We start from the raw sequence: 25,948 nt of genomic DNA, 5'->3' as shown, positions 1-25,948 counted from the left end.
GGCGCCCCGTCCGCTCTTGACTTAAGTCAATGGGGGCTCCCGCGGGGGCTGCTCTACTAGCTGTTGTCCCAGCGCGGCTCGTGCTATCCTGAGATGTGCCTTGGGACTTCGCATGCAGGAGTAGCCGTCATGACAAGTGCTTCGGATACGTCTCCAAACTTGGGTCTTGGGTCCGGCATTGCTGCGCTGCACGCCAAGTGGGGCTGGATCGTCGCCCTCGGCGTCGTCTATCTCATCACCGGCTTCATCGCGCTCGGCAGCATGATGATGGCGACGGTGGCGAGCGTGCTCGTGGTTGGTGTGATGATGATCATCGCCGGGGTCACCGAGGTGATCGGCGCGTTCCAGATGAAGAGCTGGGGCAAGTTCCTGATCTGGGCCTTGCTCGGCGTGCTCTATATCGTCGCGGGCTTCCTGACCTTCGAGAACCCGTTGTTCGCCGCGGTGCTGCTTACCTTGTTCCTCGGCGCGTCGCTGCTGGCCTCGGGCGCCGTCAGGCTGTTTCTCGCCTTCAGCATGAAAAGGGAAAGCCCGTGGGTGTGGGTGGCACTGTCTGCGGTCATCACCCTGCTGCTCGGGCTCTTGATCCTGGCGCGCTGGCCGGTCAACAGCGTCTATATCCTCGGCCTGTTCCTCGGCATCGACCTGATCATGGCCGGCGCCGGCTGGGTCAGTCTGGGCTTTAGCCTGCGGCGGCGCCATTAAGGCTTGATCCGGAGAAGGACCGTGGTCGCCCAAGAGCGCGATGACGGTTCATCCAGATTTCATCGCGCGTCGGGCGACGCTGAGGGATTGTCATGCGCTGGTTTCATCTTGCCGTGATCGTGTTTTTCGCCGCAGCGACCATCGTCTTCGCCGTGCAGAATCTCGACACGGTCACGATCTCCTTCTTCAAGATGAATCTCAGTCTGCCGCTCGCGCTCCAAACCCTCGTTGTCTATCTCGTTGGAGCCGCGACCGGCGGCAGCCTGTTCGCCCTGCTGCGGCGTTCATACGCAGGTTCCAAACGAGACGTCGAATGAACCAGCAACTCGACGCAAGACCATCTTGCGGAACTCCGCTGATCTGACGTGCTGGCAAAAAGCAGCACGCCGCGCGGTCGCCTCGCGTGGACGATCATCACCGGGGAGAAACCATGAGAGCCGCTTTGGTCCTGGCCGCAGCGCTAGCTGCCGCCTGCCTGTCCACGCCCGTCTCCGCGCAAAAGTCCTACGGTCCCGGCGTCAGTGACACCGAGATCAAGATCGGCAACACCATGCCCTATAGCGGCCCCGCATCGCCGCTCGGCATCACCGGCAGGGTGATCTCCGCTTATTTCGATGAGGTGAACGAGAAGGGCGGCGTCAACGGCCGCAAGCTCAACCTGTTGTCGCTCGACGACGCCTTCTCGCCGCCGAAGACCATGGAAGCCGCGCGACGTTTGGTCGAGGGCGACGGCGTCGCCTTCATCTTCGCGACCATGGGCACGGCGCCGAGCTCGGCGATCGCAAAATACCTCAACAGCAACAAGGTGCCGCAGCTGTTCCTGATCAGCTCGGCCTCGAAGTGGAACGATCCCGCCAACATGCCGTGGTCGATGGCGCTGCCCTGGGCGCCGAACTACACCAGCGAGGCCGCGATCGACGTCGCTTACGCCCGCGCCAAGAACCCGAACGCGCGTTTCGCGGTGCTCTATCAGAACGATGACGCCGGCAAGGAATATTTTCGCGGTGTCAAGGAAGCGCTTGGTGCCGACGCCGACAAGGCGCTCGCGATGGCCTCGAGCTTCGAGGTCACCGATCCCACCGTCGATTCCCAGGTGCTGACGCTGGCCAACACCAAGGCTGATGTCTTCATGATCTATTCGGTGACGCCGCGCGCCTGCGCGCAGGCGATCCGCAAGGCCCATGAGGTCGGCTGGCAGCCGACGCGCTTCCTCGCCTCCGGCTGCGCCAACAAGGCGACCGTCATGGTCCCTGCGGGCCTCGATGCCGGCAAGGGCGTGCTGTCGCTCGGCTCGCTCAAGCCGTTTGTCGAGCAGCCGAAGGACGACCCGTCGATGACGGCCTATATCGACTTCATGAAGAAGCGCCTGCCCAATGCCGACATCAACAATGTCGCCGGCCTCTACGGCTACACCGTCGCCGAGGCACTGGTCGTCCTGCTCAAGCAGTGCAAGGACAATCTGACGCGCGAGAACATCATGGCGCAGGCGGCGAACCTCAAGAACGTGCCGCTGTCGCTCTTGATGCCCGGCATCACCCTCAACACCACACCGCAGGATTTCCGCCCGATCAAGGACGGCTATATGCTCCAGTTCGACGGCAACGACTGGATCGTGGCGAGCGAGCTCTTGCGCGGGACGTGAGGGGGCGTTCTCTCCGCGAACTCGGAATCGTAGGGTGGGCAAAGGCGCACTTGCGCCGTGCCCACCACCGATCCAACACCGAAACAGAAACGTGGGCACGCTTCCGCCTTCGCTCTTCGAGCTACGGCGGACAAGTCGCTTTGCCCACCCTACGACACCGCTAGCAAAGCGGCCACACAGACGGTGCACCCTCTCCCCTTGTGGGAGAGGGTGGATGCGCGAAGCGCAGCCGGGTGAGGGGTGTCTCTCCTCACGACTGCTTGTGCGAGTGGATACAACCCCTCATCCGGCGCTTCGCGCCACCTTCTCCCACAAGGGGAGAAGGGAAGAGCTAAGCGCAGCGAACAGGAGACCACCATGGACTTTCAACACTCCGCCCGTTCGCTGGAGCTGCAGGAACGCGTTCGCCAGTTCATGCTTGCGCATGTCGAGCCGGTCGAGGAGCTCTATTACGAGCAGGTCAAGCCGGAGGCCGCGCGCTACAAGACGCCGCAGGTCCTCCAGGACCTGAAGCGGCTGGCACGCGAGCAGGGGCTCTGGAACCTGTTCCTGTCAGGCGAGCACGGCCAAGACCCTGACAACACTGGCCTCACCAATCTCGAATATGCGCCGGTGAAGGAGATCATGGGCCGCATCCTCTGGGCGCCTGAAATCTTCAACTGCTCGGCCCCTGATGTCGGCAACATGGAGGTGCTGGCGAACTACGGCACGCCGGCGCAGCAGGAGCGCTGGCTGAAGCCGCTGCTGGAGGGGCGCATCCGCTCCGGCTTCTCGATGACGGAGCCGCAGGTCGCCTCCAGCGACGCCACCAACATCCAGTGCGAGATCAAGCGCGACGGCGGCGACTACGTCATCAACGGCCGCAAATGGTTCACGTCAGGCGCGATGAATGAGGATTGCGAGATCCTGATCGTGATGGGCAAGACCGCGCCCGACGATCCCGACCGCCATCGCCAGCAATCCATGATCCTGGTGCCCAAGGCGACGCCCGGCGTGCGCATCGTCCGCGACATGCTGACCTACGGCTACGACGACGCGCCGGTCGGCCATCCCGAGATCGTCTACGAGAATGTCCGTGTGCCGGCCGAGAACATCCTGCTCGGCGAGGGCCGCGGCTTCGAGATCGCGCAAGGCCGGCTCGGCCCCGGCCGCATCCATCACTGCATGCGCTTGATCGGCTGCGCCCAGCGTGCGCTGGAATTGATGTGCCAGCGCTCGGTGTCGCGCACAGCCTTCGGCAAGCCGCTCGCAGACCAGGGTTCGGTGCGCGAGGACATTGCGCACTCCTTCTGCGAGATCGCGCAGGCGCGGCTCCTCACGCTGCAGGCCGCCGACAAGATGGACCGCGAAGGCAACAAGGCCGCGCGCGACCTGATCGCCGCCGCCAAGATCGTGGTGCCCAGCATGGCCGCTCGCGTCATCGACCGCGCCATCCAGATCCACGGCGCCGCCGGCGTCTCGCAGGACACCTTCCTCGCCCGCGCCTACGTCTATGCCCGCTTCATCCGCATTGGCGACGGCCCCGACCAGGTGCACCTTGCCGCGGTCGGCAAGGAGCTGATCAAGCGCGGCGGAGTGATGGGGTAGGGCCTGACCCTCTCCAGGAGCGCGTGCACCTTGATGTGGGATGAACGCTCATAGCGGCGCGCAGGATGCCGCGCGCAACCCCGGCGTCTCGCCATTCGACCTGACATTTAACCATGAAACGGCACTGTTTCAGGTCGTTACCGTATTGTTTCAGATCATTGTAGCACAATAGTAACGACTCTCGATTGAAAGTGGCGCTGAGTACGCGCAGCGGCAGGTTCGCGCACGGGTGAGAGAGAACAGACCGCTTCCGTTCGAGGAGAGGGCCTTTGCCGGCGTCAAAAGAGGCGGTCACGCCCCTGGCCATGTCAGGAAGCACGTTTAGCATGAGCTACCGCTGGATCATCGTGTCGGCGATCCTGCTGATGGCCTTGCTCGTTCAAATGCCTGTCGTTCTCAACGCGGATTTGAGCTGCCTGCTGACCGAAGGCGAGAAAGTTCTCGATGGCGGAAAGCTCGGCGTCGACGTCTTCGAACTGAATCCGCCGCTGTCGGTCTATTTGTACATGCCGGCGTTGCAGCTTGCGCGCATCACCGGCATTGCCCCCGAGATCATCGTGATCATCCTGGTGATGATCGAGATCGTTGCCGCACTCGTCATCATCGATCGTGCCGCTGCGGCGGCAAAGCTGGAAGCCGACGAGAGGAGCATTACGGCGTGCGTGCTAGCATTCCTGTTCGCAATTTTTCCCAGCGCCGTATTCGGACAGCGTGAACACATCGCCGTCATTGCGATGACGCCTTTCGTCGCCATCGCTGCGATCCGCTGGCGCGGGCTTGCGCCCGGACCGGTTGCGATCCTGGCGGGACTGGGTGCCGGGTTGGGCATGAGCCTGAAGCCCTACCTTACCCTCGTGGTCGGCCTGCCGATCATCCTCTGCGTCCTCCGTCAACGCTCCATCAAACCCTTGTTCACACCCGAAGCGTGTGCGGCCGCTGCTGTCGTGATCGGCTATGGAGCGGTGCTCGCCATCTTCTTTCCGGCTTATCTGTTGACCTTTGCCCCGATGGTTACTGCCGCTTATGTGCCATTGAGGATGGATTTCGGCGATCTGCTTTTTTTCCCGGCCGTTATGCTGGTCGCTTCCGTCGGCCTCGTGCGCCTGTTGGCGCCGCAGGACTTCAAATGGGAAGGCGGCGCAACGCCGTGGCTGGCCGCAGCGGTTGGCGGAGCGGCGAGTTTCATCATCCAGGGTAAGGGCTGGACCTACACGGCATTTGCGCTTTGCATGTTTGCGAGTGCCGCGCCATTGCTGCAGGCTCGCACGAAGACGTTGCGCCTGCCTGTCATGATCTGCGCCCTTGCTGCGATTGTGTGCATCGGCTCCCGTTTGTCCCTTCAGGTGCGGCCGTTCCCGCCACTGGAGGGGCGTATCCTGGCCCTTGCAAAGCATCCGCGGCTGATCACGATCGGCGATCACGTCGCTCTCGGGCATCCGCTCGTCCGTCAGATCAATGCGACCTGGGCGGGCAACACGTGTGGGCAGGCGTTGGCGGCCGGCTCAATGCTCCAACAGAAGAGCTCGCAACTGCCTGAGGGTGAGCGAGCGAAACTGGACGGCATCATCAATTTCGAGCGGCGGCTGCTGTTGGCGGACCTGCGGGCCGGTCGGCCGAATGTGATTCTCGTGGATACCTATCTGCTGAGCTCAATGCCGTTCGATTGGCTGGCCTGGGCCAATTCGGATCCCGACCTCAAGGCGGAGTTGAGCCGTTATCGTGAAGTCGCGGATGCCGACGGCCGCGTTCGCATCTTGGTCGATCCATCCGGCTCGGAATGATAGTCCCGTCTCGCTCGATGTGAGCTGTCGATGGCAGTGCTTGCCGGGCTGCAGTGGCTAATAGCCGCTTTCGTTTGCTTGGCCGCTTATTCGTGGTGGCCGACGTCACGTCCCTAAGGGGCCGGTCCAACGCAATTCGGGTGTGCAATGGCGAGACTCATCACGCTTGCTGGTTTGCCGGGGGTCGGCAAGTCAAGCATTGCCCGGGTTCTGGCGCGGCGTACCGGAGCCGCCTGGCTGCGGATCGATTCGATGGATCAAGCGATCTGGGCATCCGGTACTGCACCGGCTGATCTGCTGGACTGGACCTATCGCGCCGCTCAGGCCGTCGCGACAGACAACCTCGCCCTCGGCCTGGACGTGATTGCCGACTGCGTCAATGATTGCGAGGAGGCGCGGGAAGGCTGGCAAATCGCTGCGCGAAAGGCTGGCGCCGAGATCGCCTGGATCGAGGTGGCGTGCAGCGATGCAGACGAGCACCGACGCAGGATTGAGACGAGATCGACCGACATTGCCGGGCTGTCGTTGCCCGGCTGGAATGCGGTCGCCGGCCGAGCGTACGCTCCGTGGGAGCGCGATCATTTTACGGTCGACACAGCACGGCGCAGTCTCGAGCAGTGCGTGGAAGAAGCGCTCGGCCTGCTTGACCGTCGGTAGCCGCTTCTGGCGCCTCCTTCCGCAAACACAAGTCTACTGAAGCTGACCCAGCTCATCCATGGCGCCTGACGCCGCCACGATGACATCATGCCAGTGTTTTGCCCGACGAGTCAAAGCGATTTCGTAAAATCAGTAGTCATCCGAGCGCGAAGCCAAGCCATTGATATCGCTGGCCCCGGCTACTGTGCATGGGGTTGTTTTTCAGTTTTGGTTCTGGCAGGCCTGCCGCCGGCCTCATGGCGCCGCGGTGCGCCGGATCATTTCGCCTTCATCATCCCGCTTTGGCGATACGGCTGTCGGCCGCTCCCGAACGCAGGTTCTGGAAGAACTTTTCCACCTCGCGCGACAGCGTGTCCGCCGTCTCCGTGAGGCTGCTCGCCGCCGTCAGCACGGAGGCTGCCGCCGTGTCCGTCTCGCCGATGGCGTCGCGCAGCGAGGTGATGTTGGCGACCAGGGTCTCGTTGCCCTGCGCGGCCGATTGGGCGTTGGACGAGATCTCGCGCGTGGCGGTGTCCTGCTGGCCGATGGCGCCGGCGATTGCCGAGGTGACGTCGCTGATCTCGCGCACGGCGCCGCCGATCTCGCGCACGGCATCGACCGCGTTGCGGGTGGACGCCTGGATCATCGAGACGTTCTCGCCGATCTCGGCGGTCGCCTTGGCGGTCTGACCCGCCAGCGCCTTCACTTCGTGCGCAACGACGGCAAAGCCGCGGCCGGCGTCACCGGCGCGCGCGGCTTCGATGGTGGCGTTGAGCGCGAGCAGATTGGTCTGCTCGGCGATGGCCTGGATCAGGTTGAGCACGCCGTCGATGCGCTGGGTGGCGGCCGCGAGGCTTTCGATCTCGGAGATCGACTTCTCGGTGCGCTGACCGGTCTGCTCGACCGCGCTTGCGGACTGCCGGACCTGGCGGCCGATCTCCACCACCGACGCCGACAGCTCCTCGGCTGCGCCTGCCACCGCGGTGACGTTGTGCGAGGCCTGCTCGGTGGCGTTCGCCGCGGTGCCGGCGCGGCTGTTGGCATCCGCTGTGACGCGGGTGATCGTCTGCGCGGTCTCGCGCATGACAGAGGCGTTGTCGCTGAGGCCGCGCATGATCGCGCCGATCGCCTCGCGAAACGCGTCGACGGATTGCTCGATGTGGCGGGCGCGCTGCTCGCGCGCGGCGGAGTCCTGCGAGACCTGCGAGGCGAGATTGCGGTTGCGGCCCATCGCGTCCTGGAAGATCTGGATGGCGCGTGCCAGCGCGCCGATCTCGTCGGCGCGGTCAGAGTGCGGTACCACGACATTCTCGGCGCCGTCCGCGACCTGCTCGATGGTCGCGGTGATGGCGGAGAGGGGACGGGCGATCGAGCGGGCGATGATGACGATGCCGATCACGACGAGGGCCAGCGCGACGCCGCCGAGGCAGGTCAGCACGAAGGAGAGGGTGCGATTGGTCTCGGTCTCTTGCGCGATCTGTCTGGCGCGTTCGGCATAGACCTTGTACAGTGCCTCGAGATCCTTGTTCAGCGCCGAGCGCACGGCGCGATTGGCGTCGTTGTCGCCCCATTCGCGGCCCGCGGCCGCATTGATCTCGACGCCGCGGCGCACCAGCTCCTTGCGGAACTCGACGAACTGCTCGATGCGCTTCTTGAACGTGGCGAACTGCTCGGCATCGTCGGCTTTGACGATGGTCTCCCAGCGCTTCACGACGTCGAGGATCTGGGCGTTGAACTTGAGCAGGCCTTCGCCGTATTTCTTCACGACGGCCGGTTCGGTCGACATGTAGACGCCGCGCGATTCCATCACGACCGCGTAGACCAGCGAGTTGACTCGCTCGACATTGAGCGCGGCGGCGTTCGCCGTCTCGATCGCGCTCGTCAACTCGGCGCTGCGGCGGCTGTTGTAGTCGGACAGCGTCGCGATCGCCGCCGTGAGCAGCGCGAACAGCGCGAAGATCGCGTAGAGCTTGGTCGCAAGCGTGAAACGGCCTGCCACCCCCGTGGCATTCCCAGATCGGTCGGTTGTCATGCTTTTCAGAGGCCCCAATGGCCGGCAGTGGCCGGAGAGCGCGGTCGTATAAAATTGATGCAAAACTATGCAGAATGAAGATGGACGCCGTCTTAACGCCGTGGCCCGGCCCCTTCGTCCTTAGTCGAAAGAAAGGTAAGATATTTCAGTGTCTTGATCTGGGTATAGTTTGGGATCGCGCTGATGTCGGCCACTGGCCGATGAACCCCGGAGGGGCCTTTGGTCTACCGCCACACCATCGACGCCACGACCTACACGTTCCCGGACCTGCGCGACCTGCTCGCCAAGGCGACGCCGCCGCGCTCCGGCGACCGGCTGGCCGGAATTGCCGCGGCAAGTGCCGCGCAGATGATCGCGGCGCGGATGGCGCTCGCCGACGTCCCGCTCGGGCAGTTCTTGCAGGAAGCTGTCATCCCGTACGAAGCCGACGAGGTCACCCGCCTCGTCATCGACAGCCACGATGCCAGAGCATTCGCGCCGGTGGCTTCGCTGACGGTCGGCGCCTTTCGCGACTGGCTGCTGTCGGACGCGGCGACATCCGAGGTTTTGCGCAGGCTGGCAGGCGGCATCACCCCGGAAATGGCGGCCGCGGTCTCAAAGCTGATGCGCAACCAGGACCTGATCCTGGCGGCGCGGAAATGCGAGGTCACCACCGCCTTTCGCAACACCATTGGCCTGAAGGGGCGGATGAGCACGCGGCTTCAGCCCAACCATCCCTTCGACGACGCCAGGGGCATCACCGCCTCGATCCTCGACGGCATCCTGTTAGGGGCCGGCGATGCCTGCATCGGCATCAATCCGGCGAGCGACGATCCCGCTGTCATTGCGCAATTGCTGCGGCTGCTGGACGAGATCATCGCGCGGCTGAAGATCCCGACGCAAGCTTGCGTGCTGACCCATGTCACGACGACGCTGTCGCTGATCGGGCAGGGCGTGCCGGTCGACCTCGTCTTCCAGTCGGTCGCCGGCACCGAGGCCGCCAATCGCAGCTTTGGCGTCGATCTCGCGCTCCTGAAGGAGGCGCAGCAGGCCGGCCTCTCGCAGAAGCGCGGCACGGTCGGCGAGAACGTGATGTATTTCGAGACCGGCCAGGGCTCGGCGCTGTCGGCGGGCGCCCATCACGGCGTCGACCAGCAGACCTGCGAGGCGCGGGCCTATGCGGTCGCCCGCGCCTTTGCGCCATTGCTGGTCAACAGCGTGGTCGGCTTCATCGGCCCGGAATATCTCTACGACGGCAAGGAAATCATCCGTGCCGGGCTGGAGGATCATTTTTGTGGCAAGCTGCTCGGCCTGCCGCTCGGGATCGACATCTGCTACACCAACCACGCCGAGGCGGACCAGGACGACATGGACAATCTGCTGACGCTGCTGGCGGCCGCCGGTGTCACCTTCATTATGGGTGTCCCCGGGGCCGACGACGTCATGCTGAACTACCAGTCGACGTCTTTTCACGACGCGCTCTATGTCCGCGACGTCTTCGGCCTGCGCCGCGCGCCGGAATTCGACGACTGGCTGGTGCAGTCGGGGATCGCGGGCGCCGATTTCCGTCTTGCCGGCGACGCAGGCCTGCTGCCCGATTTTGCCTCACGGCTGATCGCGTGACGCGGCGGGAGCGCCCGGCGGCTTGAGGAAACCATTGGTCCCTCTCGGAATTATGGTCCTGCCACAATATTGAGAAATTCCGGCGACAGCATTACGCTATGTGTCTGGCTGGCAATTTCCGCAGCTATGTCGACCGTGGCGGGGGAGCTTTGATGCGAGCTGAAAGTAACGGTACGGCCCGGCGGATTCTGTGCGTGTTTCCCCGGTACACCTCGTCGTTCGGGACGTTCGAGCATTCCTATCCATTGACCGACGGCGTCTGCGCCTTCATGCCCCCGCAGGGGCTCTTGCTGCTCGCGGCCTATCTGCCCGAGGAGTGGGAGGTCAAATTCGTCGACGAGAATCTCCGTCGCGCGACCAACGAAGAGTTCGCGTGGGCGGAGGCGGTCTTCGTCAGTGGCATGCACATCCAGCGCCAGCAGATGAACGACATCTGCCGCCGCGCCCATGAGTTCGATCTCCCGGTCGCGCTCGGCGGTCCTTCCGTCAGCGCCTGCCCGGACTATTATCCGTCCTTCGACTATCTCCATGTCGGCGAACTCGGCGACGCCACCAATCGGCTGATCGAGATTTTGGCGCGCGACACGTCGCGTCCCGGGGAGCAGGTGGTGCTCACCACCAAGGACCGCGTGCCGATGACGGAGTTTCCGATCCCGGCCTACGAACTCGCCGACGTGAAGAAATACTTCCTCGGCAGCATCCAATATTCCAGCGGCTGCCCCTATCAGTGCGAGTTCTGCGACATCCCCGGCCTCTACGGCCGCAATCCGCGCCTCAAGTCGCCCGAGCAGATCATCGCCGAGCTCGACCGCCTGCGCGAATGCGGGATGACCGACACGGTCTATTTCGTCGACGACAATTTCATCGGCAACCGCAAGGCGGCGATGGACCTGCTGCCGCATCTGATCGAATGGCAGAAGCGGACCGGCTATGTGGTGCGGCTCGCCTGCGAGGCGACGCTCAACATCGCCAAGCGGCCCGAGATCCTCGAAAAGATGCGCGAGGCCTATTTCATCACCATCTTCTGCGGCATCGAGACGCCCGATCCCGACGCGCTGAAGGCGATGCACAAGGACCACAACATGATGGTCCCGATCCTCGAGGGCGTGCAAACGATCAACTCCTACGGCATGGAGGTCGTGTCCGGCATCATCATGGGGCTCGACACCGACAAGCCGAACACCTCGGAGGCGCTGCTGGCCTTCGTCGAGGAGTCCCGGATTCCGCTGCTCACGATCAACCTGCTCCAGGCGCTGCCGAAGACGCCGCTGTGGGACCGTCTGGAGCGCGAGGGACGCCTGATCGAGGATGACGGTCGCGATTCCAACGTCGACTTCCTGTTGCCCTATGATGAGGTCGTCGCATCCTGGAAGCACGCCATGGGCGTCGCCTACGAGCCCGAGAAGGTCTACGCGCGCTTCCAGTATCAATGCGACAACGTCTATGTGCACCGCCTGAAGATGCCGACGCCGGACGAGATGAAGACCTGGCCCAACATCCGGCGCGGTCTCGTGATGCTGCGCAACATCTTCTGGAAGGTCGGTGTGCTCGGCGACTACAGGCGCGTGTTCTGGAAGTTTGCGCTCGGGCGCATCAAGCGCGGCGACCTCGAAGGGCTGATCGGCTGCACCTTGATCGCGCACCATCTGATTACGTTTGCGCGCGCGGCGTCCAGCGGCAGGCAAAACGCCTCGAACTATTCGATCCGCCTGCGCGAGGCCTCCGTTCCCGCCGAATGACGCGACATGTCTGATCCGGCCGTCCCGCGCCGCCCGACCCTCGATCTGCGGTCGCTGACGCCTGCGCGCGTCGCGCTCGGCCGCAGCGGCGCGAGCGTGCCGACAAGGGCCTTGCTGGATTTCACGCTGGACCATGCCCGCGCCCGCGATGCCGTGCATGCAGTCTTCGACGCGCCGCGTCTGGTCGCAGATCTCCGCGCGCTTGGCCTTATCGTCACCGAGGCGCGGAGCCAGGCGGTCGACCGCAGGGATTATTTGCGGCGGCCGGATCTGGGACGACAGCTCGATGCCGGTTCAGCGGAGCTTTTGGCGCGAAGTGCCTCGGAGCCGTGCCAGCTCGCCATCGTGATCGGCGACGGCCTGTCGTCGGCCGCGGTCCACGCCCATGCGGTGGCGCTGGTGTCTCACCTGCTGCCGCTGCTTGCGGAAGGGAACGACGTCGCGATTGGACATTTCGTTGTCGCCTCAGGCGCGCGCGTCGCGCTCGGCGACGAGATCGGCGCCATTCTCGGTGCGCGCATGGTGGTGACGCTGATCGGCGAGCGGCCGGGCCTGTCCGCGCCCGACAGCCTCGGCGCCTATCTGACCTTCGCACCGAAGCCGGGCCGCACCGATGCCGAGCGCAATTGCGTCTCGAACGTCCACAAGGCCGGGTTGAGCCATGACGAGGCCGCCTTCAAAATCGCCTGGCTTGTTCGCGAGGGGCTGGCGCGGGAGGCCACCGGCGTGGCGCTGAAAGACGAGAGCGGCGATCCTCCCGCTCGAATCGGGACGATCCGGCCGGAATGACCGGTATCAAGGGTCGAAATCGCCGCATGTTGATCCAATTTGTGCGCTTGCGCGCGCTTGCGAGAGGGCGTTTGGACCTGCTAAACCCCTCGCGGCGATTTTCCGCGCATTTTCAAAGGGCAAGCCTCCCATCTGTATGGCATTTTCAAGCCGTTCGCGGGACGCAATAAGCTCACAGACCCGAGCCGATTAGGAACTGGACAAGGCATGCTCGAAAAGCACCGCGAGAATGAGGTTCATGTCGACAAGGTCGAGCAGGGACCGACGTCCTCGATCGCCTTCGGGCTCGAGCGCATCGGGCTGATCGCCGTCCGGGCGCCGATCGTCTCCTGCATCGTTCTGCTCGCCCTGATCGTCGGTGCCGTGTTCGGCATTCACCGGATCAAGATCGACGATTCGCTGTCCCAGCTGTTCCGGTCCAACACGCCGGAATTCCGCCAGTATGAAGCGGTGACAAAGAAGTTCCCGGCTGAGGAATTCGACGTCCTCGTCGTGGTCGAAGGCAAGACCCTCCTGGCGCGGAATAACCTCGAGAAGCTGCGCGACTTCGTCACCGACATGCAGCTGGTCGAAGGCACGCGCGGCCTGGTCTCGCTGTTCTCGGCGCGGCAGGCGCCGGCGCCGGGCAGGCTGCCGGCGGCGCTGTTCCCGCCCGAACTGCCCGAGGGCGCGGCCTATGACAAGTTCGTCGAGACCGTCAAGAACAACGAGATCATCCGCGGCAAGCTGTTGTCGGACGACGGCACGCTGGCGCTGATCGTGCTCTCGCTCGATCCGGAGGTGGTCGCCTCCAGCAAGCTGACCAAGACCGTCGGCGACATCCGTGCGCTGATGAAGGAAGACCTCGGCAATACCGGCCTCAACGTGCAGCTCTCCGGCGTGCCGGTGATGCAGCTTGAGATCCGCAACGCGGTCGAGCGTGACGGGCTGACCTACAACATCCTCGGCATCCTCGCCGGCTGCGTTATCGCCATCATCTTCTTCCGCAAGATCTCGTTCATGGTCGCGGCGGCGTTCCCGCCGATGATTGCGATCCTGCTGGCGCTCGGTGCGCTCGGCTGGGCCAATTTCAATCTCAACATGTTCCTGAACGTGATGACGCCGCTCATCATGGTGATCAGCTTCTCGGACTCGATGCAGTTGACGTTCGCCGCGCGCGACCGGCTGATCGCGGGCCAGGACAAGTTCACCGCGTTCAAGAACGCCGTGCTGGTGGTGGGCCCGGCCTGCGTGCTGACGCACGGCACCGCCGGCATTTCCTTCATCGCGCTCCAGTTCTCCGACTCCGACCTGATCCGCAAGTTCGGCGAGGCGGGCCTCGCCGCCACCATCATCGCGCTGGTCGCGGTGCTGTCGCTGGTGCCGGTGTTCGGCGTGCTGCTGGTGCGCAATGAGAAAGTCTTTGCTTCCAAGTTCCAGAGCGCGGATGCCGGCGTGCAGGCGCTGCGCAATTTCTGCTACTGGATCGCGGTCCGCATGGTGGGCCGTCCCGGCCTGTTCAGCCTGATTGCAGTGTTGTTCGTCGCGGGCCTCGGCGTCATCTACGCCAATCTGGAACCGCGCTACCGGCTCGCGGATCAGGTGCCGGACAAGCGCCAGGCCGTCGCCGCCAGCGACCGGCTCGATGCCAAGCTCACCGGTGCCAATCCGGTCAACGTGCTGGTCCAGTTCCCCAAGGGTGAGACGCTCTACTCGCCGGAGACGCTCCAGACCATCGCGGACGTGCATGCGACCGTCGAGAAGGCGGCCGGTGTCGGCAACGTCTGGTCGCTCGAGACCCTGCGCCGCTGGCTCGCAGACAAGGCCGGCAGCGCCGACGTCGCGACGCTGAAGGAATATGTCAACGTCATCCCCGAGCATCTGGTCCGGCGCTTCATCGACGCCGAGCAGGACGCCGTCGTGGTCGCAGGCCGCGTGCCGGACAAGGATTCCAGCCAGCTGCTACCGATCGTCGACAAGCTCGATTCCGAACTTGACGCCGTCCGCAAGAAGCATCCGGGCTACGAGATCGCGGTAACGGGTCTTGCCGCGATTGCCGCGCGCAACTCGGCCGGCATGATCGAGAAGCTCAACCGCGGGCTCACTGTCGAATTCGCGCTCGTCGCGATCTTCATCGGCCTTGCCTTCCGCTCCTGGGTCGTGATGTTCGCCTGTATCCTGCCGGGCATCTTCCCGGTGGTGATGTCGGGAACGGTGCTGTGGGCGATGGGCGAGGGGCTGCAATTTGCCAGTGTCGTGGCGCTGACCGTTTCGTTCGGCCTGGGCTTGAGCGCGACGATCCACTTCCTCAATCGCCTCAGGCTGGAGAGCAAGCCGGGCGTCGGTTCGGCGCTCGCGGTGGAGCGCGCGACGGTGCTGGTCGGCCCGGCGTTGATCCTGACCACGCTGGTGCTGGCCTGCGGTCTCGTCGTCACCGTGTTCTCCGACCTGCCGTCGCTGCGGCTGTTCGGCTGGCTCAGCGCCTTCTCGATGGTGATGGCCCTCGTCGCCGACCTCTTCATCCTGCGGCCGACGGCGATGTGGCTGATCAACCTGCACGCCAAGCTTCAGGGCCCTGACAAGCCGGCGATCTGAGCGGGCGGCATACGCCGCCCTTTGCTCACGCCTCGACCCGGACGATCCCGTACGGATTGAACTTGAAATCGTCCTCGGCGTAGTCCTGCTCCCGCGAGAGCGTAAGCTTGCGATCGCGTAGCGTCGCTTCGATGCCACTCTCGGCCATCGCGTTGGCAAGCTCCTCCATGAGCATCACCGCCGACCATTCGTTGCCGCGCGATTTCGCGACATAGATCTCCGGCAAGCCGACGAGGTGATAGCCGACGGTCTCGTAATAGCGATCGCCGCCGAGCGGACGCTTGGCGAAAGCAAGACGACACGCCTTGGCGACGGCGAGGGTCATGCCAAGGCCCTGACTGGTCTTTGCGCCCTTGCGGGCCTGATCGCCGAGACTGCGCCACCGCTCGAGGCCGTGGGCAATGCCGGCGCTTTCGCCCTTCACGGCGGTGGCACCGGCTTCGATCATCTCCTCGACGATGCGCAAGGCCGCGGCCGAAAAGGCGACTGCCTTCTGCTGCTCCAGCGGCGGGCTCAGCAAATAGAGCACCGCTTTGTGGCTGGCCACGGTCGCTTCGTCCGCGGCAGACCAGGCTTTCGGGAAGACGCGGTCCCAGCACACGCCGAACGACCGCTCCATGTGCGGATCGGGTTTGGCTTGCGAATAGGTGCGGTCGATCTCGAAGTTGAAATCCGCGATTGTCTTGGCCACCGCCTTCGACGGGTGCAGCAGGCTCTCGTCCTTGCCGAGGAAGCAGAGCACGTGACGCGGTTTTACCGACGAAGGCTGCATGCTCGTACCCTGCTGGTCATTGGCGAAGGCGCGGCTGGTTACGAAGAGCCCGGCGGCCTTGAGCAGATGTCTGCGAATTGGGTCCATGTCCGCAACAATGTCAGCAAAAAGCCCCCGGCTCGCGAGAACCGGGGGCGTGTTCCTTATCCGCTGGGAAGGGCGTCAGCCCTTCGTCATCGTGATGTTGACGCCGCGGATCTCGCCCTTCGAGCTGATCTGCACCGTCTGCTTGGTGCCGTTGGTGCGCAGCGACAGGTTGGCGGCGAAGCCGTTGGCTTCGACGAACACCTCGATCTGGCCGCCGCCGGCGGTGCCCTGGAGATTGCCGAAGATGTTGCGGTTGGTCTCGCTCCAGTTGCCGGAGATTCGCTCGCCCTGGCTCGTCACGTCGCTGGTGAGGTCGAACTTGTAGCTGTCGGACGCGCAGTGAAGGGCCTGCTTGAGGCTGAGACCGGTGCCGGCGACCTTGTAGTCGGCCTTGCAGCGGATGCGCTCGGTGCTGCCATCGGACAGCGACACCGTGCCGGTGCCGCTCCACGCACCGTCGAAACCTGCAAACGGTCCGGACGACTGAGCATGGCTTGCCGAGACTGAGAAGAGCAGCGCAGCCCCGATGCCGGCCGCCTTGATTGCCTGTCCAGATCGCCCAAAGAATTGCATTTTGAATATCCCGTTTTCGAGCGACGTTCGCTTAGGATGAACGTCTCGCCACATCGAAAGTTTAGTGTTCCGAGGCTGTGTCTGGTTCAAAGTCTGACAGCCGGGGACGGCGGTTCACGACGCCCTCGCGCCAGGTCAGGCTGCGCGATTCTCTCTGTTTCGGTGTGTTTCTGGCGGGAAAAGCAGGGCGGAGAGATGCAGCTCTGCAACAGGTACGCATCAAAACGCGGTGTGCCAGAATTATGACGTAGTATCAAACTCTTACATCTGCCAATGAAGAGCGAGGGAAGACCTAATTTGGTGGCTGTGGCGCCAATTTGGCCGCATTTGCCAGTGCTTGTGCCTTCTCCGAGGCCGCACGTTCCGCGGCGACTTGCCATCAGAACAATCCATTCCGGTCGTCCGCCCTGTGCTGTCCGGGATTGGTGCGATTCTGCCGTCAGAATGAAGGAATACAATGCGTAAGCTTCTCGTCGCTCTCACCCTGCTGTCGGCATCCCTTTCGACGGCGGCATTCGCCCAGGCAGGACGCGGCACGGACGCGGAACAGAAGGCCTGCACGCGCGATGTGCAGAAGTTCTGCCGTCCGGTCATCGACCAGGGCGATTTCACCATCCTGGCCTGCCTCAAGGAGAACCGGGCCAAGATCTCGCAGGCCTGCGACCAGGTCCTGAAGACCCACAACCAGTAAGCTCGGCCACTGGCCTACCAAGGGCGGCCCCGGGGCCGCCTTTTCGGGCCGGATCCGGAAGGGCAGCCATCGAGAGACAGGATTGGTTTTGCGGCCGTATTCCCCTATATGGGGGCCGCGGCGGCATCGCCGGCATGAGCCCGCGCGAGCGAAAAAGCCCTTCCTGTCCAAACGATTGTAAACCAGCCCTCGATGACCTCTGCGAGCGAATTGCGATCCGGCAAGGGTGACCGCGACGAGAATTTTCCCGTCGCGTCCTGGATCATTCATCCGCGCCATCGCGCGCTGATCCTGGCGTACTACAATTTCGTCCGCACCGCCGACGACATCGCCGATCACGCGACGCTGCCGCCCGACCAGAAGCTCGCTTATCTCGACCTGCTCGAGGCGGAACTGCTCGGCGAGGGCGACACCCAGGCCGAAGCCGTCATTCTGCGGCGGGCGCTGGCCGAGCGAGGCATGGCGCCGCGCCACGCGCTCGACGTGCTCATCGCGTTCCGCATGGACGTCACCAAGCTGCGCTACGAGAACTGGGACGAGGTCATCCACTATTGCCGCTACTCGGCGATGCCGGTCGGCCGTTTCATGCTCGACGTCCACGGCGAGAGCACGTCGACATGGGCGGCCTCGGACGCGCTCTGCGCAGGTCTTCAGATCAACAACCACCTCCAGGATTGCGGCAAGGATTTTCGCGAGCTCAATCGCGTCTATCTGCCGCGCGACGCGCTGGCCGCGAGTGGCGCCTCGGTCGAGCAGCTCGGGCTGACGCAGTCGCCGCCGGCGATGCTGGCCTGCCTTCAGGCGCTCGCCGTGCGCAACGCAGCCCTGCTCGACGAGGGCCGGTCGCTCAGCGCGGAGATCCGCGATTTCCGCCTCGGCGTCGACGTCGCGGTGATCCAGGCCTATGCCGATCGCATCGTGCGCCTGTTGAAGGTGCGCGATCCCCTGCGCGAGCGCGTGCATCTGAACAAGTTCGAGCTTCTCACTTTCAGCCTCGCCGGCATGATCGGCGAAGTCGGCCGCCGCGCGATCGGGCGCAAGGCCATTTCCAGACCGGGGACTGCACATGACGCTTGAGGCGACCTCGCCCAGCGCCAATTACGGCTCGACCGCATCGAACAGCTCCTTCTACGCTGCGATGCGCATCCTGCCGCATGACCAGCGCGAAGCGATGTTCCAGATCTACAGCTTCTGCCGCCAGGTCGACGACATCGCCGATTCCGACGGCCCGCGCGACGAGCGGCTCGCCGCGCTTCAGGAGTGGCGCAACGACATCGACGCGCTCTATCAGGGCCATCCGCCGCCGCGGCTGAAGGACTACGTCGCCTCGGTGAAGACCTTCGGCCTCAAGCGCGAGGATTTCCTTGCGATCGTCGACGGCATGGAGATGGACGTGCCGCAGGACATCCGCGCGCCCGACATGACGACGCTCGATCTCTACTGCGATCGCGTCGCCAGCGCCGTGGGGCGGCTGTCGGTGCGGGTGTTCGGCCTGCCCGAGGAAGACGGCATCCAGCTCGCCTACCATCTCGGCCGCGCGCTCCAGCTCACCAACATCCTGCGCGACATCGACGAGGACGCTGGCCTCGGCCGGCTCTATCTGCCGCGCGAGGCGCTGCTGCATGCCGGCATCACCTCCAACGACCCGAACCGCGTGATCACCGAGCGCGCGCTGCCGAAGGTCTGCCAGCCGCTGACGCAGCGTGCGAAGGCGCATTTCGAGAAGTCTGACGAGATCATGAACCGCAACAAGCGCCGCGCCGTGCGCGCGCCGCGGATCATGTCGAAATACTACCATTCCATTCTGGACCTCCTGATCGCACGCGGCTTCAACGCGCCGCGCGAGCCGGTGCGTGTGTCGAAGGTCGCGCGCATCCTGATCCTGCTCCGTTACGCTTTCATCTGATGCAAAAGACAGCTCACATCATCGGTGCTGGAATTTCCGGCCTCTCCGCCGCCGTGCGGCTCGCCAATGCCGGCTTCAAGGTCGCCGTGCACGAGGCGACGCACCAGGCCGGCGGCCGCTGCCGTTCCTATTTCGACGGCGCCACCAATCTCACCATCGACAACGGCAATCATCTGCTGCTGTCGGGCAACAGCCATGCGCGCGCCTATGCCCGCTCGATCGGCACCGAGGCGGGCCTCGTCGGCCCCGAGCGCGCGCAGTTTCCGTTCGTCGACATCAAGACCGGGCAGCGCTGGCAGATCGATCTCGGCGATGGCCGGCTGCCGACCTGGGTGCTCGACGAGAGCCGCCGCGTTCCCGACACCGGGCTCAGCGATTATCTCAAGCTGGCGCCGCTGATCTGGGCGTCGGAGGAGACGCTGGTCGGCAAGTCCATTCCCTGCGAAGGCATCCTGTATCAGCGGCTGGTGCAGCCGCTGCTGCTTGCGGCGCTCAACGTCGATCCGCCCGAGGGCTCGGCCGGGCTTGCCGGCGCGATCGTGCGCGAGACGCTGCTTGCCGGCGGACAGGCGTGCCGGCCGCTGATTGCGCGCGACGGCTTGAGCGCCGTGCTGATCGAGCCTGCCGTCAAGTTCTTGCAGGAGCGCGGCCACACCGTTCAGCTCGGCCATGAGCTGCGTTCGTTTACGACCGGTGACGGCAAGGCCAGCGCGCTGAATTTCGGCGGCGAGGATGTGATCCAGCTCGGTGAGGGCGATGTCGTCGTGATGGCAGTGCCGCCGCGTGCCGCTGCGAGCCTGCTGCCCGGGCTGAAGACGCCGACCGAATTCCGCGCCATCGTGAACGCGCATTTCCGCTTTGAACCGCCGCCGGGCTCGGCGCCGATCCTCGGCGTGATCGGCGGCGTCGTGGAATGGCTGTTCGCGTTCCCGAACCGGCTCTCCGTGACCATCAGCAATGGCGACCGCCTGGTCGACATGCCGCGCGAGGAACTCGCGCAGGCGATCTGGAACGACGTCTGCAAGGCGGGCGGGGTCTCCGGCGAGCTGCCCCCCTGGCAGATCGTGCGCGAGCGCCGTGCCACATTTGCGGCCACGCCGGCCCAGAATGCCCTGCGTCCGGGGCCGGCCACTGCGCTGAAAAACCTGTTTCTTGCCGGCGACTGGACTGCTACGGGATTGCCTGCAACCATCGAGGGATCGGTGCGGTCCGGTGATCGCGCCGCCGATCTGGTTTTGGCCGCAAAGCGGCCCTGACGGGCAAAGTCCCGGTCAATTTCAATCGACTATCGGAGCAATCGAGCGACATGGATTCCGTGAACGCGACCAGCCGCGAAGCCTTGGAATCGGGCGTCCTGGAATCGAGCATTGCGTCGGCGACGCAAGGCGTTCTCGGCTTCCAGCAATCCGACGGCCATTGGGTGTTCGAGCTCGAGGCCGACTGCACCATTCCGGCCGAATACATCCTGCTGCGCCATTATCTCGCAGAGCCCGTGGACGCCGTGCTCGAGGCCAAGCTCGGCAATTATCTCCGCCGCGTGCAGGGCGCCCATGGCGGCTGGCCGCTCGTGCATGACGGCGAGTTCGACATGAGCGCGAGCGTGAAGTCCTACTTCGCGCTCAAGATGATCGGTGATTCCGTCGACGCCCCGCACATGGTGCGTGCGCGCGAGGCGATCCATGCCCGCGGCGGCGCGATCAACAGCAACGTCTTCACGCGCTTCCTGCTTGCGATGTTCGGCGTGGTGACCTGGCGCGCGGTGCCGGTGCTGCCGATCGAGATCGTGCTGTTGCCGTTCTGGTCGCCGTTCCACCTCAACAAGATTTCCTACTGGGCGCGCACCACCATGGTGCCGCTGATGGTTCTCGCCGCGCTGAAGCCGCTGGCGAAGAATCCGAAGGGCGTCGGGATCGACGAGCTGTTTCTCCAGGATCCGCGCTCGATCGGCATGACCGCGAAGGCGCCGCACCAGAGCATGGCCTGGTTCGTGCTATTCCGCGCGCTCGACGGCATTCTGCGCGTGATCGAGCCGATGTTTCCGAAGAGCCTGCGGCAGCGCGCGATCGATACGGCGCTCGCCTTCACCGAGGAGCGGCTCAACGGCGAGGACGGCATGGGCGCGATCTATCCGCCCATGGCCAACATCGTCATGATGTATGACGCGCTCGGCAAGGACGAGAATTATCCGCCGCGAGCGGTCACGCGCCGCGGCATCGACAAGCTGCTCGTGTTCAACGGCGACGAGGCCTATTGCCAGCCCTGCGTCTCGCCGGTGTGGGACACGACGCTGACCGCCCACGCGCTGCTCGAAGCCGGCGGTGACATAGCCCTGCCTGCGGCCAAGCAGGGCCTCGACTGGCTGATCCCGAAGCAGGAGCTCGAGGTGAAGGGCGACTGGGCGGTGAAGCGGCCCGACGTGCGCCCGGGCGGCTGGGCCTTCCAGTACAACAATGCCTATTATCCCGATCTCGATGACACCGCGGTGGTGGTGATGTCGATGGACCGCATGCGACGCGAGCACGGTGCGACCGGCTATGACGCCGCAATCGACCGCGGCCGGGAGTGGATCGAGGGCATGCAGAGCGACGACGGCGGCTGGGCCGCCTTCGACGTCAACAACCTCGAATACTATCTGAACAACATCCCGTTCTCGGACCATGGCGCGCTGCTCGATCCGCCGACCGAGGACGTCACCGCGCGCTGCATCTCCATGCTGGCCCAGCTCGGCGAGACCGAGAAGACCAGCAAGCATGTCGCCGACGGGGTCGCCTACCTCAGGAAGACCCAGCACCCGGAAGGGTCCTGGTACGGCCGCTGGGGCATGAACTTCATCTACGGAACCTGGTCGGTGCTCTGTGCCCTCAACATGGCCGGCGTCCGCCATAACGACCCGATGATTCGGAAAGCCGCCGACTGGCTGGCCTCGATCCAGAACAAGGACGGCGGCTGGGGCGAGGCCGCCGTCAGCTACCGTCTCGACTACAAGGGCTGGGAGGCGTCTCCCTCGACCGCCTCGCAAACGGCATGGGCCTTGCTTGCCCTGATGGCTGCTGGCGAGGTTGATCACCCGGCCGTCGCCCGCGGGGTGGAGTACCTGATTGCAACACAGAACAAAAAAGGACTGTGGGACGAGCAGCGGTACACCGCCACAGGCTTTCCTCGTGTATTCTATCTGCGTTATCACGGTTACCCGAAGTTCTTCCCGCTGTGGGCGTTGGCGCGGTATCGGAACTTGCGGAACACCAACAGCAGGGTGGTAGGGGTCGGGATGTGACTTTGGGGACGGGGGACTATCTGACCGTGGGTAATGCCATCGACCCGCGGCCGATATTGATCGTGACTGGACTGGTTCAGGAGGCCCGTATCGCGGCTGGGCCCGGAATGGCGGTCATTTGCTCGTCGAGCAGCCCGACCCAGTTGCGGGCGCTTCTGACGGTGGTGGATCCCGAGACGATTCGCGGCGTGATCTCGTTCGGCGTGGCCGGCGGGCTCGACCCGACGCTGCGCTCCGGCGACGTCGTGCTGGCGACCGAGGTGCTCTCCGGCGATACCCGCTGGGCCGCGGGCCTGTCGCTCGGCGACGACCTGATCGACCGCCTGACGTCGGGCCGCCGCCGCGTGGTGCGCGGCAGCCTTGCCGGCGCCGAGGAGGTGGTTACGAAGCGGTCCTGCAAGGCGGCGCTGCATTCGGAAACCGGCGCCTCCGCCGTCGACATGGAGAGCCACATCGCGGCCGCCTACGCCGCCGAGGCGGGGCTGCCCTTTGCCGCGGTCCGCGTCATCAGCGATCCCGCCCATCGCGCGCTGCCGGCGCTCGCCCGCGCCGCCATCAAGCCGAACGGCCAGATCGATCTCGCCGCCGTTCTGCGCGGCATCGTGCGCAATCCGACCACGCTGCATGCGCTGGTCTCGACCGGCATCGACTTCAACCGCGCGCTGCGTAGCTTGCGCGGCTGCCGCGACTATTTGATCGGCACCGAGCTCGTCGACAGCGAGGCCCTGGTCTCCAAGGCGGCCTGACCTCTTGATACGATAAAGCAAAGGGCCCGGTCGCCATTGGCGACCGGGCCTTTTGCGTTTTGGTGCCTGCTCACTCGGTCGCTTCCATGCGGTTTCGATCCACGACCCACAGCGTCCGTCGCATCATGCCCTCGACAATTGCCGCCGACTCGCTTGGACGCAGATAGATCGCCGTCGCACGACGCTCGTTCCGGACACGCTGGGCTCGATCGTCGGTTTGCTGGATTCAGCGCGATCAGCCTGACGAAGGTCGGCAATCTGCCTTATGGCACGAGTGGCCGCGCAGGGCCGTTTGGCTTCACGGGGCAGCGGATCTGCCTCCGGTCGCCTCGGGGCGTTCGTGCCGAAGATGAAAAGGCCCGGTCGCGGTGGCGACCGGGCCTTCTTTGTTCGTACCGACTTGCGTGCTTACGCGGCGGTCGACGCCTTCCGCGCCGCCTTCTCCTGCGCCGCGGCCGCCTCGTCCTTGCGGATCTCCGACAGGCGCTTCTGCACTTCCGCCGAGAAGATGTACTGCGCCGGACGCTGCTTGGTCATGTCGATCTCGGGCGCCATCGGGCCCGTGGTCCTGATGCCGCGCAGCGACACCCACATCGCCTTCAGCGGGTGGCTGATGGCAGCGGTCGCAGCCGTCGGCTCGTAGCCGCAATGGGCCATACAGTCGGCGCACTTCTCGTACTTGCCGGTGCCGTAGGTTTCCCAATCGGTGGTGTCCATCAGCTCCTTGAAGGTCTTGGCATAGCCTTCACCGAGCAGATAGCAGGGCTTCTGCCAGCCGAAGATGTTGCGCGCGGGCATGCCCCACGGCGTGCACTCGTATTCCTGGTTGCCGGCGAGGAAGTCCAGGAACAGGCCGGAATGCATGAAGTTCCACTTCTTGCCCTTGCCCATCGCGAAGACGTCGCGGAACAGCTTCTTGGTCTTGGTGCGGTTGAGGAAGTGCTCCTGGTCCGGCGCACGCTCATACGCATAGCCCGGCGACATCGAGACGCCGACACCGAGCTCGACGGTGAGGTCGAGGAATTTCGCGATCTCCTCGGCCGGATGGCCGTCGAAGATGGTGGCGTTGACGTTGACGGTGAAGCCGCGCGCCTTGGCCGCCTTGATCGCGGAGACGGCGCGGTCGAACACGCCCTTCTGCGACACAGCCTTGTCGTGATGGTCCTTCAGGCCGTCGAGATGCACCGAGAAGAACAGGTACGGGGAGGGCGTGAACAGGTCGAGCTTCTTCTCGAGCAGCAGCGCGTTGGTGCAGAGCGAGACGAACTTCTTGCGTTCGACCAGGCCGCGCACGATCTCGCCGATCTCCTTGTGGATCAGCGGCTCGCCGCCGGGAATGGCGACCATCGGCGCGCCGCACTCGTCGGCCGCGTCCCAGCACTCCTGGGCGGTCATGCGGCGGTTGAGGATCGCATCCGGATAATCGATCTTGCCGCAGCCGACGCAGGCGAGGTTGCAGCGGAACAGCGGCTCCAGCATCAGCACGAGCGGATAGCGCTTGCGGCCAAGCAGTTTCTGCTTGAGCAAATAGCCGCCGATACGCATTTCCTTGAAGAAGGGGATAGCCATTACAAGTTTCTTTCTGGGCTAGGAATTCGGGTGGGTCAGCTCGCAGCCAGTTCGGCCGGAAGCCGGAATTCGATGTTTTCCTCGCGGCCCGGCAGCACCGAGACCTTGACTGGTCCGATCCGCCGCATCGCTTCGATCACGTCATCCACGAGTACCTCAGGCGCCGAAGCGCCGGCCGTGACGCCGACGGTCTTGGCATCTTTCAACCACTCCGGATTGAGCGCGCTGCCGTCGGCAATCAAATAACTCGCGACGCCGGCCTCAGTGCCGATTTCGCGGAGCCGGTTCGAGTTCGAGCTATTGGCAGCGCCCACCACCAAGATCACGTCGACCAGCTTGCTCAAGTCCCTTACCGCAGATTGGCGGTTCTGTGTCGCATAGCAGATATCCCGGATATCCGGGCCTTGAATATCTGTAAAGCGGGCCTGGAGGGCCGCAATAATGTCCTTGGTGTCGTCGACCGACAGGGTGGTCTGGGTGATGTAGGCCACTGGCGTATCCGCCTGCAGCGTCAAGGCCTTAACCTCTTCAACGCTTTGGACAAGCAGCACCGGGGCGGGAACCTGGCCCATCGTGCCCTCGACCTCGGGGTGGCCGGCATGGCCGATCAGGATCAGGGTGCGGCCCCTGGAGATGTAGCGTTTCCCCTGATTGTGAACTTTCGTGACCAGGGGGCAGGTGGCATTGAGCACCGGAAGGTCGCGCGCGGCAGCCTCTTCCTCGACGCTGCGGGCGACGCCATGGGCACTGAAAACGGTCACGGCTTTCGGCGGAACCTCGGACAGTTCCTCGACGAAGATCGCGCCCTTGTTCTTCAGGCTCTCGACCACGTACTTGTTGTGCACGATCTCGTGGCGCACGTAGACGGGCGGGCCGTACTTCTCCAGCGCCCGTTCCACGATCTCGATCGCACGCACCACGCCCGCGCAAAAGCCGCGCGGCTGCGCTAGATAAACTTCCATAGGACGCCCATCACGCAATTTGCACCAATCCGCTTCTCAAGTCCCCGGCGGCACTTCGATACTGTCCAATGAGTTGCAATAACCGCACCATTGGTTTCGCGCACGCGGTAACCGCCCACCCTATCTGGGCCCCGGCGCATGGAGGCACAGCACTTTGTGTCAAAAAATCGGCAAAAAGGAAAGACCGGATGAAACCCTGGTTCCGTTACCGTGCGCATCCGCGGTATTATAATAGGGCATGCGCTCTGAGCAAAATGGCGACATTTGTGCTCACCGCTTCG

Annotated in this window: 21 protein-coding genes; 16 read left to right on the top strand and 5 right to left on the bottom strand. The window is 64.3% G+C overall.

The window, feature by feature from the left end:
• Window positions 1–129 precede the first annotated feature (129 nt).
• The 6 genes from AB7290_RS31385 (at window position 130) to AB7290_RS31360 (ending at window position 6,372) form a co-directional block, all read left to right on the top strand.
• Window positions 130–705 carry an HdeD family acid-resistance protein gene (locus tag AB7290_RS31385; RefSeq protein WP_014496836.1) on the top strand — a complete coding sequence of 192 codons (576 nt, stop codon included), beginning with the start codon at window positions 130–132 and terminating at the stop codon, window positions 703–705.
• Window positions 706–797: 92 nt separating this feature from the next.
• The gene (locus AB7290_RS31380; protein WP_014496835.1) at window positions 798–1,022 is read left to right on the top strand and encodes a hypothetical protein; all 225 of its coding nucleotides are present in this window, start codon (window positions 798–800) and stop codon (window positions 1,020–1,022) included.
• A 113-nt stretch (window positions 1,023–1,135) separates the two neighbouring features.
• Entirely contained in the window at window positions 1,136–2,347 is a 1,212-nt protein-coding gene (locus tag AB7290_RS31375) for an ABC transporter substrate-binding protein (protein ID WP_041955751.1), read from the top strand.
• Between the two features lie 357 nt (window positions 2,348–2,704).
• The gene (locus AB7290_RS31370; RefSeq protein WP_085403896.1) at window positions 2,705–3,934 is read left to right on the top strand and encodes an acyl-CoA dehydrogenase family protein; all 1,230 of its coding nucleotides are present in this window, start codon (window positions 2,705–2,707) and stop codon (window positions 3,932–3,934) included.
• A gap of 326 nt (window positions 3,935–4,260) precedes the next feature.
• Window positions 4,261–5,715 carry a hypothetical protein gene (locus AB7290_RS31365; RefSeq protein ID WP_085403895.1) on the top strand — a complete coding sequence of 485 codons (1,455 nt, stop codon included), beginning with the start codon at window positions 4,261–4,263 and terminating at the stop codon, window positions 5,713–5,715.
• 147 nt (window positions 5,716–5,862) lie between these two features.
• Window positions 5,863–6,372: an AAA family ATPase gene (locus AB7290_RS31360; protein ID WP_085403894.1), complete on the top strand. Its 510-nt coding sequence runs from the start codon at window positions 5,863–5,865 to the stop codon at window positions 6,370–6,372.
• 271 nt (window positions 6,373–6,643) lie between these two features.
• Here AB7290_RS31360 and AB7290_RS31355 read toward each other — a convergent pair whose 3' ends face one another.
• Window positions 6,644–8,383: a methyl-accepting chemotaxis protein gene (locus tag AB7290_RS31355; protein ID WP_085403893.1), complete on the bottom strand. Its 1,740-nt coding sequence runs from the start codon at window positions 8,381–8,383 to the stop codon at window positions 6,644–6,646.
• A 219-nt stretch (window positions 8,384–8,602) separates the two neighbouring features.
• Between AB7290_RS31355 and AB7290_RS31350 the strand changes: the two genes are divergently transcribed.
• The 4 genes from AB7290_RS31350 to AB7290_RS31335 all read left to right on the top strand — a co-directional run bounded on the left by AB7290_RS31350 (window position 8,603) and on the right by AB7290_RS31335 (window position 15,087).
• Entirely contained in the window at window positions 8,603–9,985 is a 1,383-nt protein-coding gene (locus AB7290_RS31350; RefSeq protein WP_085403892.1) for an ethanolamine ammonia-lyase subunit EutB, read from the top strand.
• Between the two features lie 152 nt (window positions 9,986–10,137).
• Window positions 10,138–11,724, top strand: coding sequence for a B12-binding domain-containing radical SAM protein (locus AB7290_RS31345; RefSeq protein WP_085403891.1), 1,587 nt, complete (start codon window positions 10,138–10,140; stop codon window positions 11,722–11,724).
• Between the two features lie 6 nt (window positions 11,725–11,730).
• A complete protein-coding gene (eutC, locus tag AB7290_RS31340) occupies window positions 11,731–12,513 on the top strand; it encodes an ethanolamine ammonia-lyase subunit EutC (RefSeq protein ID WP_085403890.1) in 783 nt (260 codons plus the stop codon).
• 207 nt (window positions 12,514–12,720) lie between these two features.
• On the top strand, window positions 12,721–15,087 hold the full coding sequence (locus AB7290_RS31335; protein WP_071915703.1) for an efflux RND transporter permease subunit: 2,367 nt from the start codon (window positions 12,721–12,723) through the stop codon (window positions 15,085–15,087).
• 25 nt (window positions 15,088–15,112) lie between these two features.
• Here AB7290_RS31335 and AB7290_RS31330 read toward each other — a convergent pair whose 3' ends face one another.
• Together AB7290_RS31330 and AB7290_RS31325 are read right to left on the bottom strand one after the other, a co-directional pair.
• Window positions 15,113–15,946: a hypothetical protein gene (locus AB7290_RS31330; protein ID WP_085403889.1), complete on the bottom strand. Its 834-nt coding sequence runs from the start codon at window positions 15,944–15,946 to the stop codon at window positions 15,113–15,115.
• A 75-nt stretch (window positions 15,947–16,021) separates the two neighbouring features.
• The gene (locus tag AB7290_RS31325) at window positions 16,022–16,519 is read right to left on the bottom strand and encodes a hypothetical protein (RefSeq protein WP_028146949.1); all 498 of its coding nucleotides are present in this window, start codon (window positions 16,517–16,519) and stop codon (window positions 16,022–16,024) included.
• 457 nt (window positions 16,520–16,976) lie between these two features.
• Between AB7290_RS31325 and AB7290_RS31320 the strand changes: the two genes are divergently transcribed.
• The 6 genes from AB7290_RS31320 to AB7290_RS31295 all read left to right on the top strand — a co-directional run bounded on the left by AB7290_RS31320 (window position 16,977) and on the right by AB7290_RS31295 (window position 23,136).
• Complete coding sequence (locus AB7290_RS31320) at window positions 16,977–17,210, top strand: hypothetical protein (RefSeq protein WP_028143219.1); 234 nt, start codon at window positions 16,977–16,979, stop codon at window positions 17,208–17,210.
• Window positions 17,211–17,402: 192 nt separating this feature from the next.
• Window positions 17,403–18,287 carry a squalene synthase HpnC gene (hpnC, locus tag AB7290_RS31315; RefSeq protein ID WP_014496822.1) on the top strand — a complete coding sequence of 295 codons (885 nt, stop codon included), beginning with the start codon at window positions 17,403–17,405 and terminating at the stop codon, window positions 18,285–18,287.
• Window positions 18,277–19,116 carry a presqualene diphosphate synthase HpnD gene (gene hpnD, locus AB7290_RS31310; RefSeq protein ID WP_071915699.1) on the top strand — a complete coding sequence of 280 codons (840 nt, stop codon included), beginning with the start codon at window positions 18,277–18,279 and terminating at the stop codon, window positions 19,114–19,116. Before hpnC ends, hpnD begins: the two co-directional genes overlap by 11 nt.
• Complete coding sequence (hpnE, locus tag AB7290_RS31305) at window positions 19,116–20,372, top strand: hydroxysqualene dehydroxylase HpnE (protein ID WP_085403887.1); 1,257 nt, start codon at window positions 19,116–19,118, stop codon at window positions 20,370–20,372. The genes hpnD and hpnE overlap by 1 nt, the downstream gene beginning before the upstream one ends.
• Window positions 20,373–20,422: 50 nt before the next feature.
• The gene (shc, locus tag AB7290_RS31300; RefSeq protein WP_085403886.1) at window positions 20,423–22,390 is read left to right on the top strand and encodes a squalene--hopene cyclase; all 1,968 of its coding nucleotides are present in this window, start codon (window positions 20,423–20,425) and stop codon (window positions 22,388–22,390) included.
• A complete protein-coding gene (locus tag AB7290_RS31295) occupies window positions 22,387–23,136 on the top strand; it encodes a phosphorylase (RefSeq protein ID WP_063984634.1) in 750 nt (249 codons plus the stop codon). The genes shc and AB7290_RS31295 overlap by 4 nt, the downstream gene beginning before the upstream one ends.
• A 408-nt stretch (window positions 23,137–23,544) precedes the next feature.
• On the opposite strand, the gene hpnH is transcribed toward AB7290_RS31295, so the two are convergent.
• Together hpnH and ispH are read right to left on the bottom strand one after the other, a co-directional pair.
• The gene (gene hpnH, locus AB7290_RS31290; protein WP_063984632.1) at window positions 23,545–24,705 is read right to left on the bottom strand and encodes an adenosyl-hopene transferase HpnH; all 1,161 of its coding nucleotides are present in this window, start codon (window positions 24,703–24,705) and stop codon (window positions 23,545–23,547) included.
• A gap of 35 nt (window positions 24,706–24,740) precedes the next feature.
• Window positions 24,741–25,667, bottom strand: coding sequence for a 4-hydroxy-3-methylbut-2-enyl diphosphate reductase (gene ispH / locus AB7290_RS31285; RefSeq protein WP_063984631.1), 927 nt, complete (start codon window positions 25,665–25,667; stop codon window positions 24,741–24,743).
• Window positions 25,668–25,948: the final 281 nt, after the last annotated feature.

The organism is Bradyrhizobium sp. 613_E4_N2_2 (assembly GCF_052075995.1).
GTDB lineage: Bacteria > Pseudomonadota > Alphaproteobacteria > Rhizobiales > Xanthobacteraceae > Bradyrhizobium > Bradyrhizobium barranii.
Note: the sequence above shows the minus strand (reverse complement) of the source record. Positions and strands in the feature narration are given on the sequence as shown.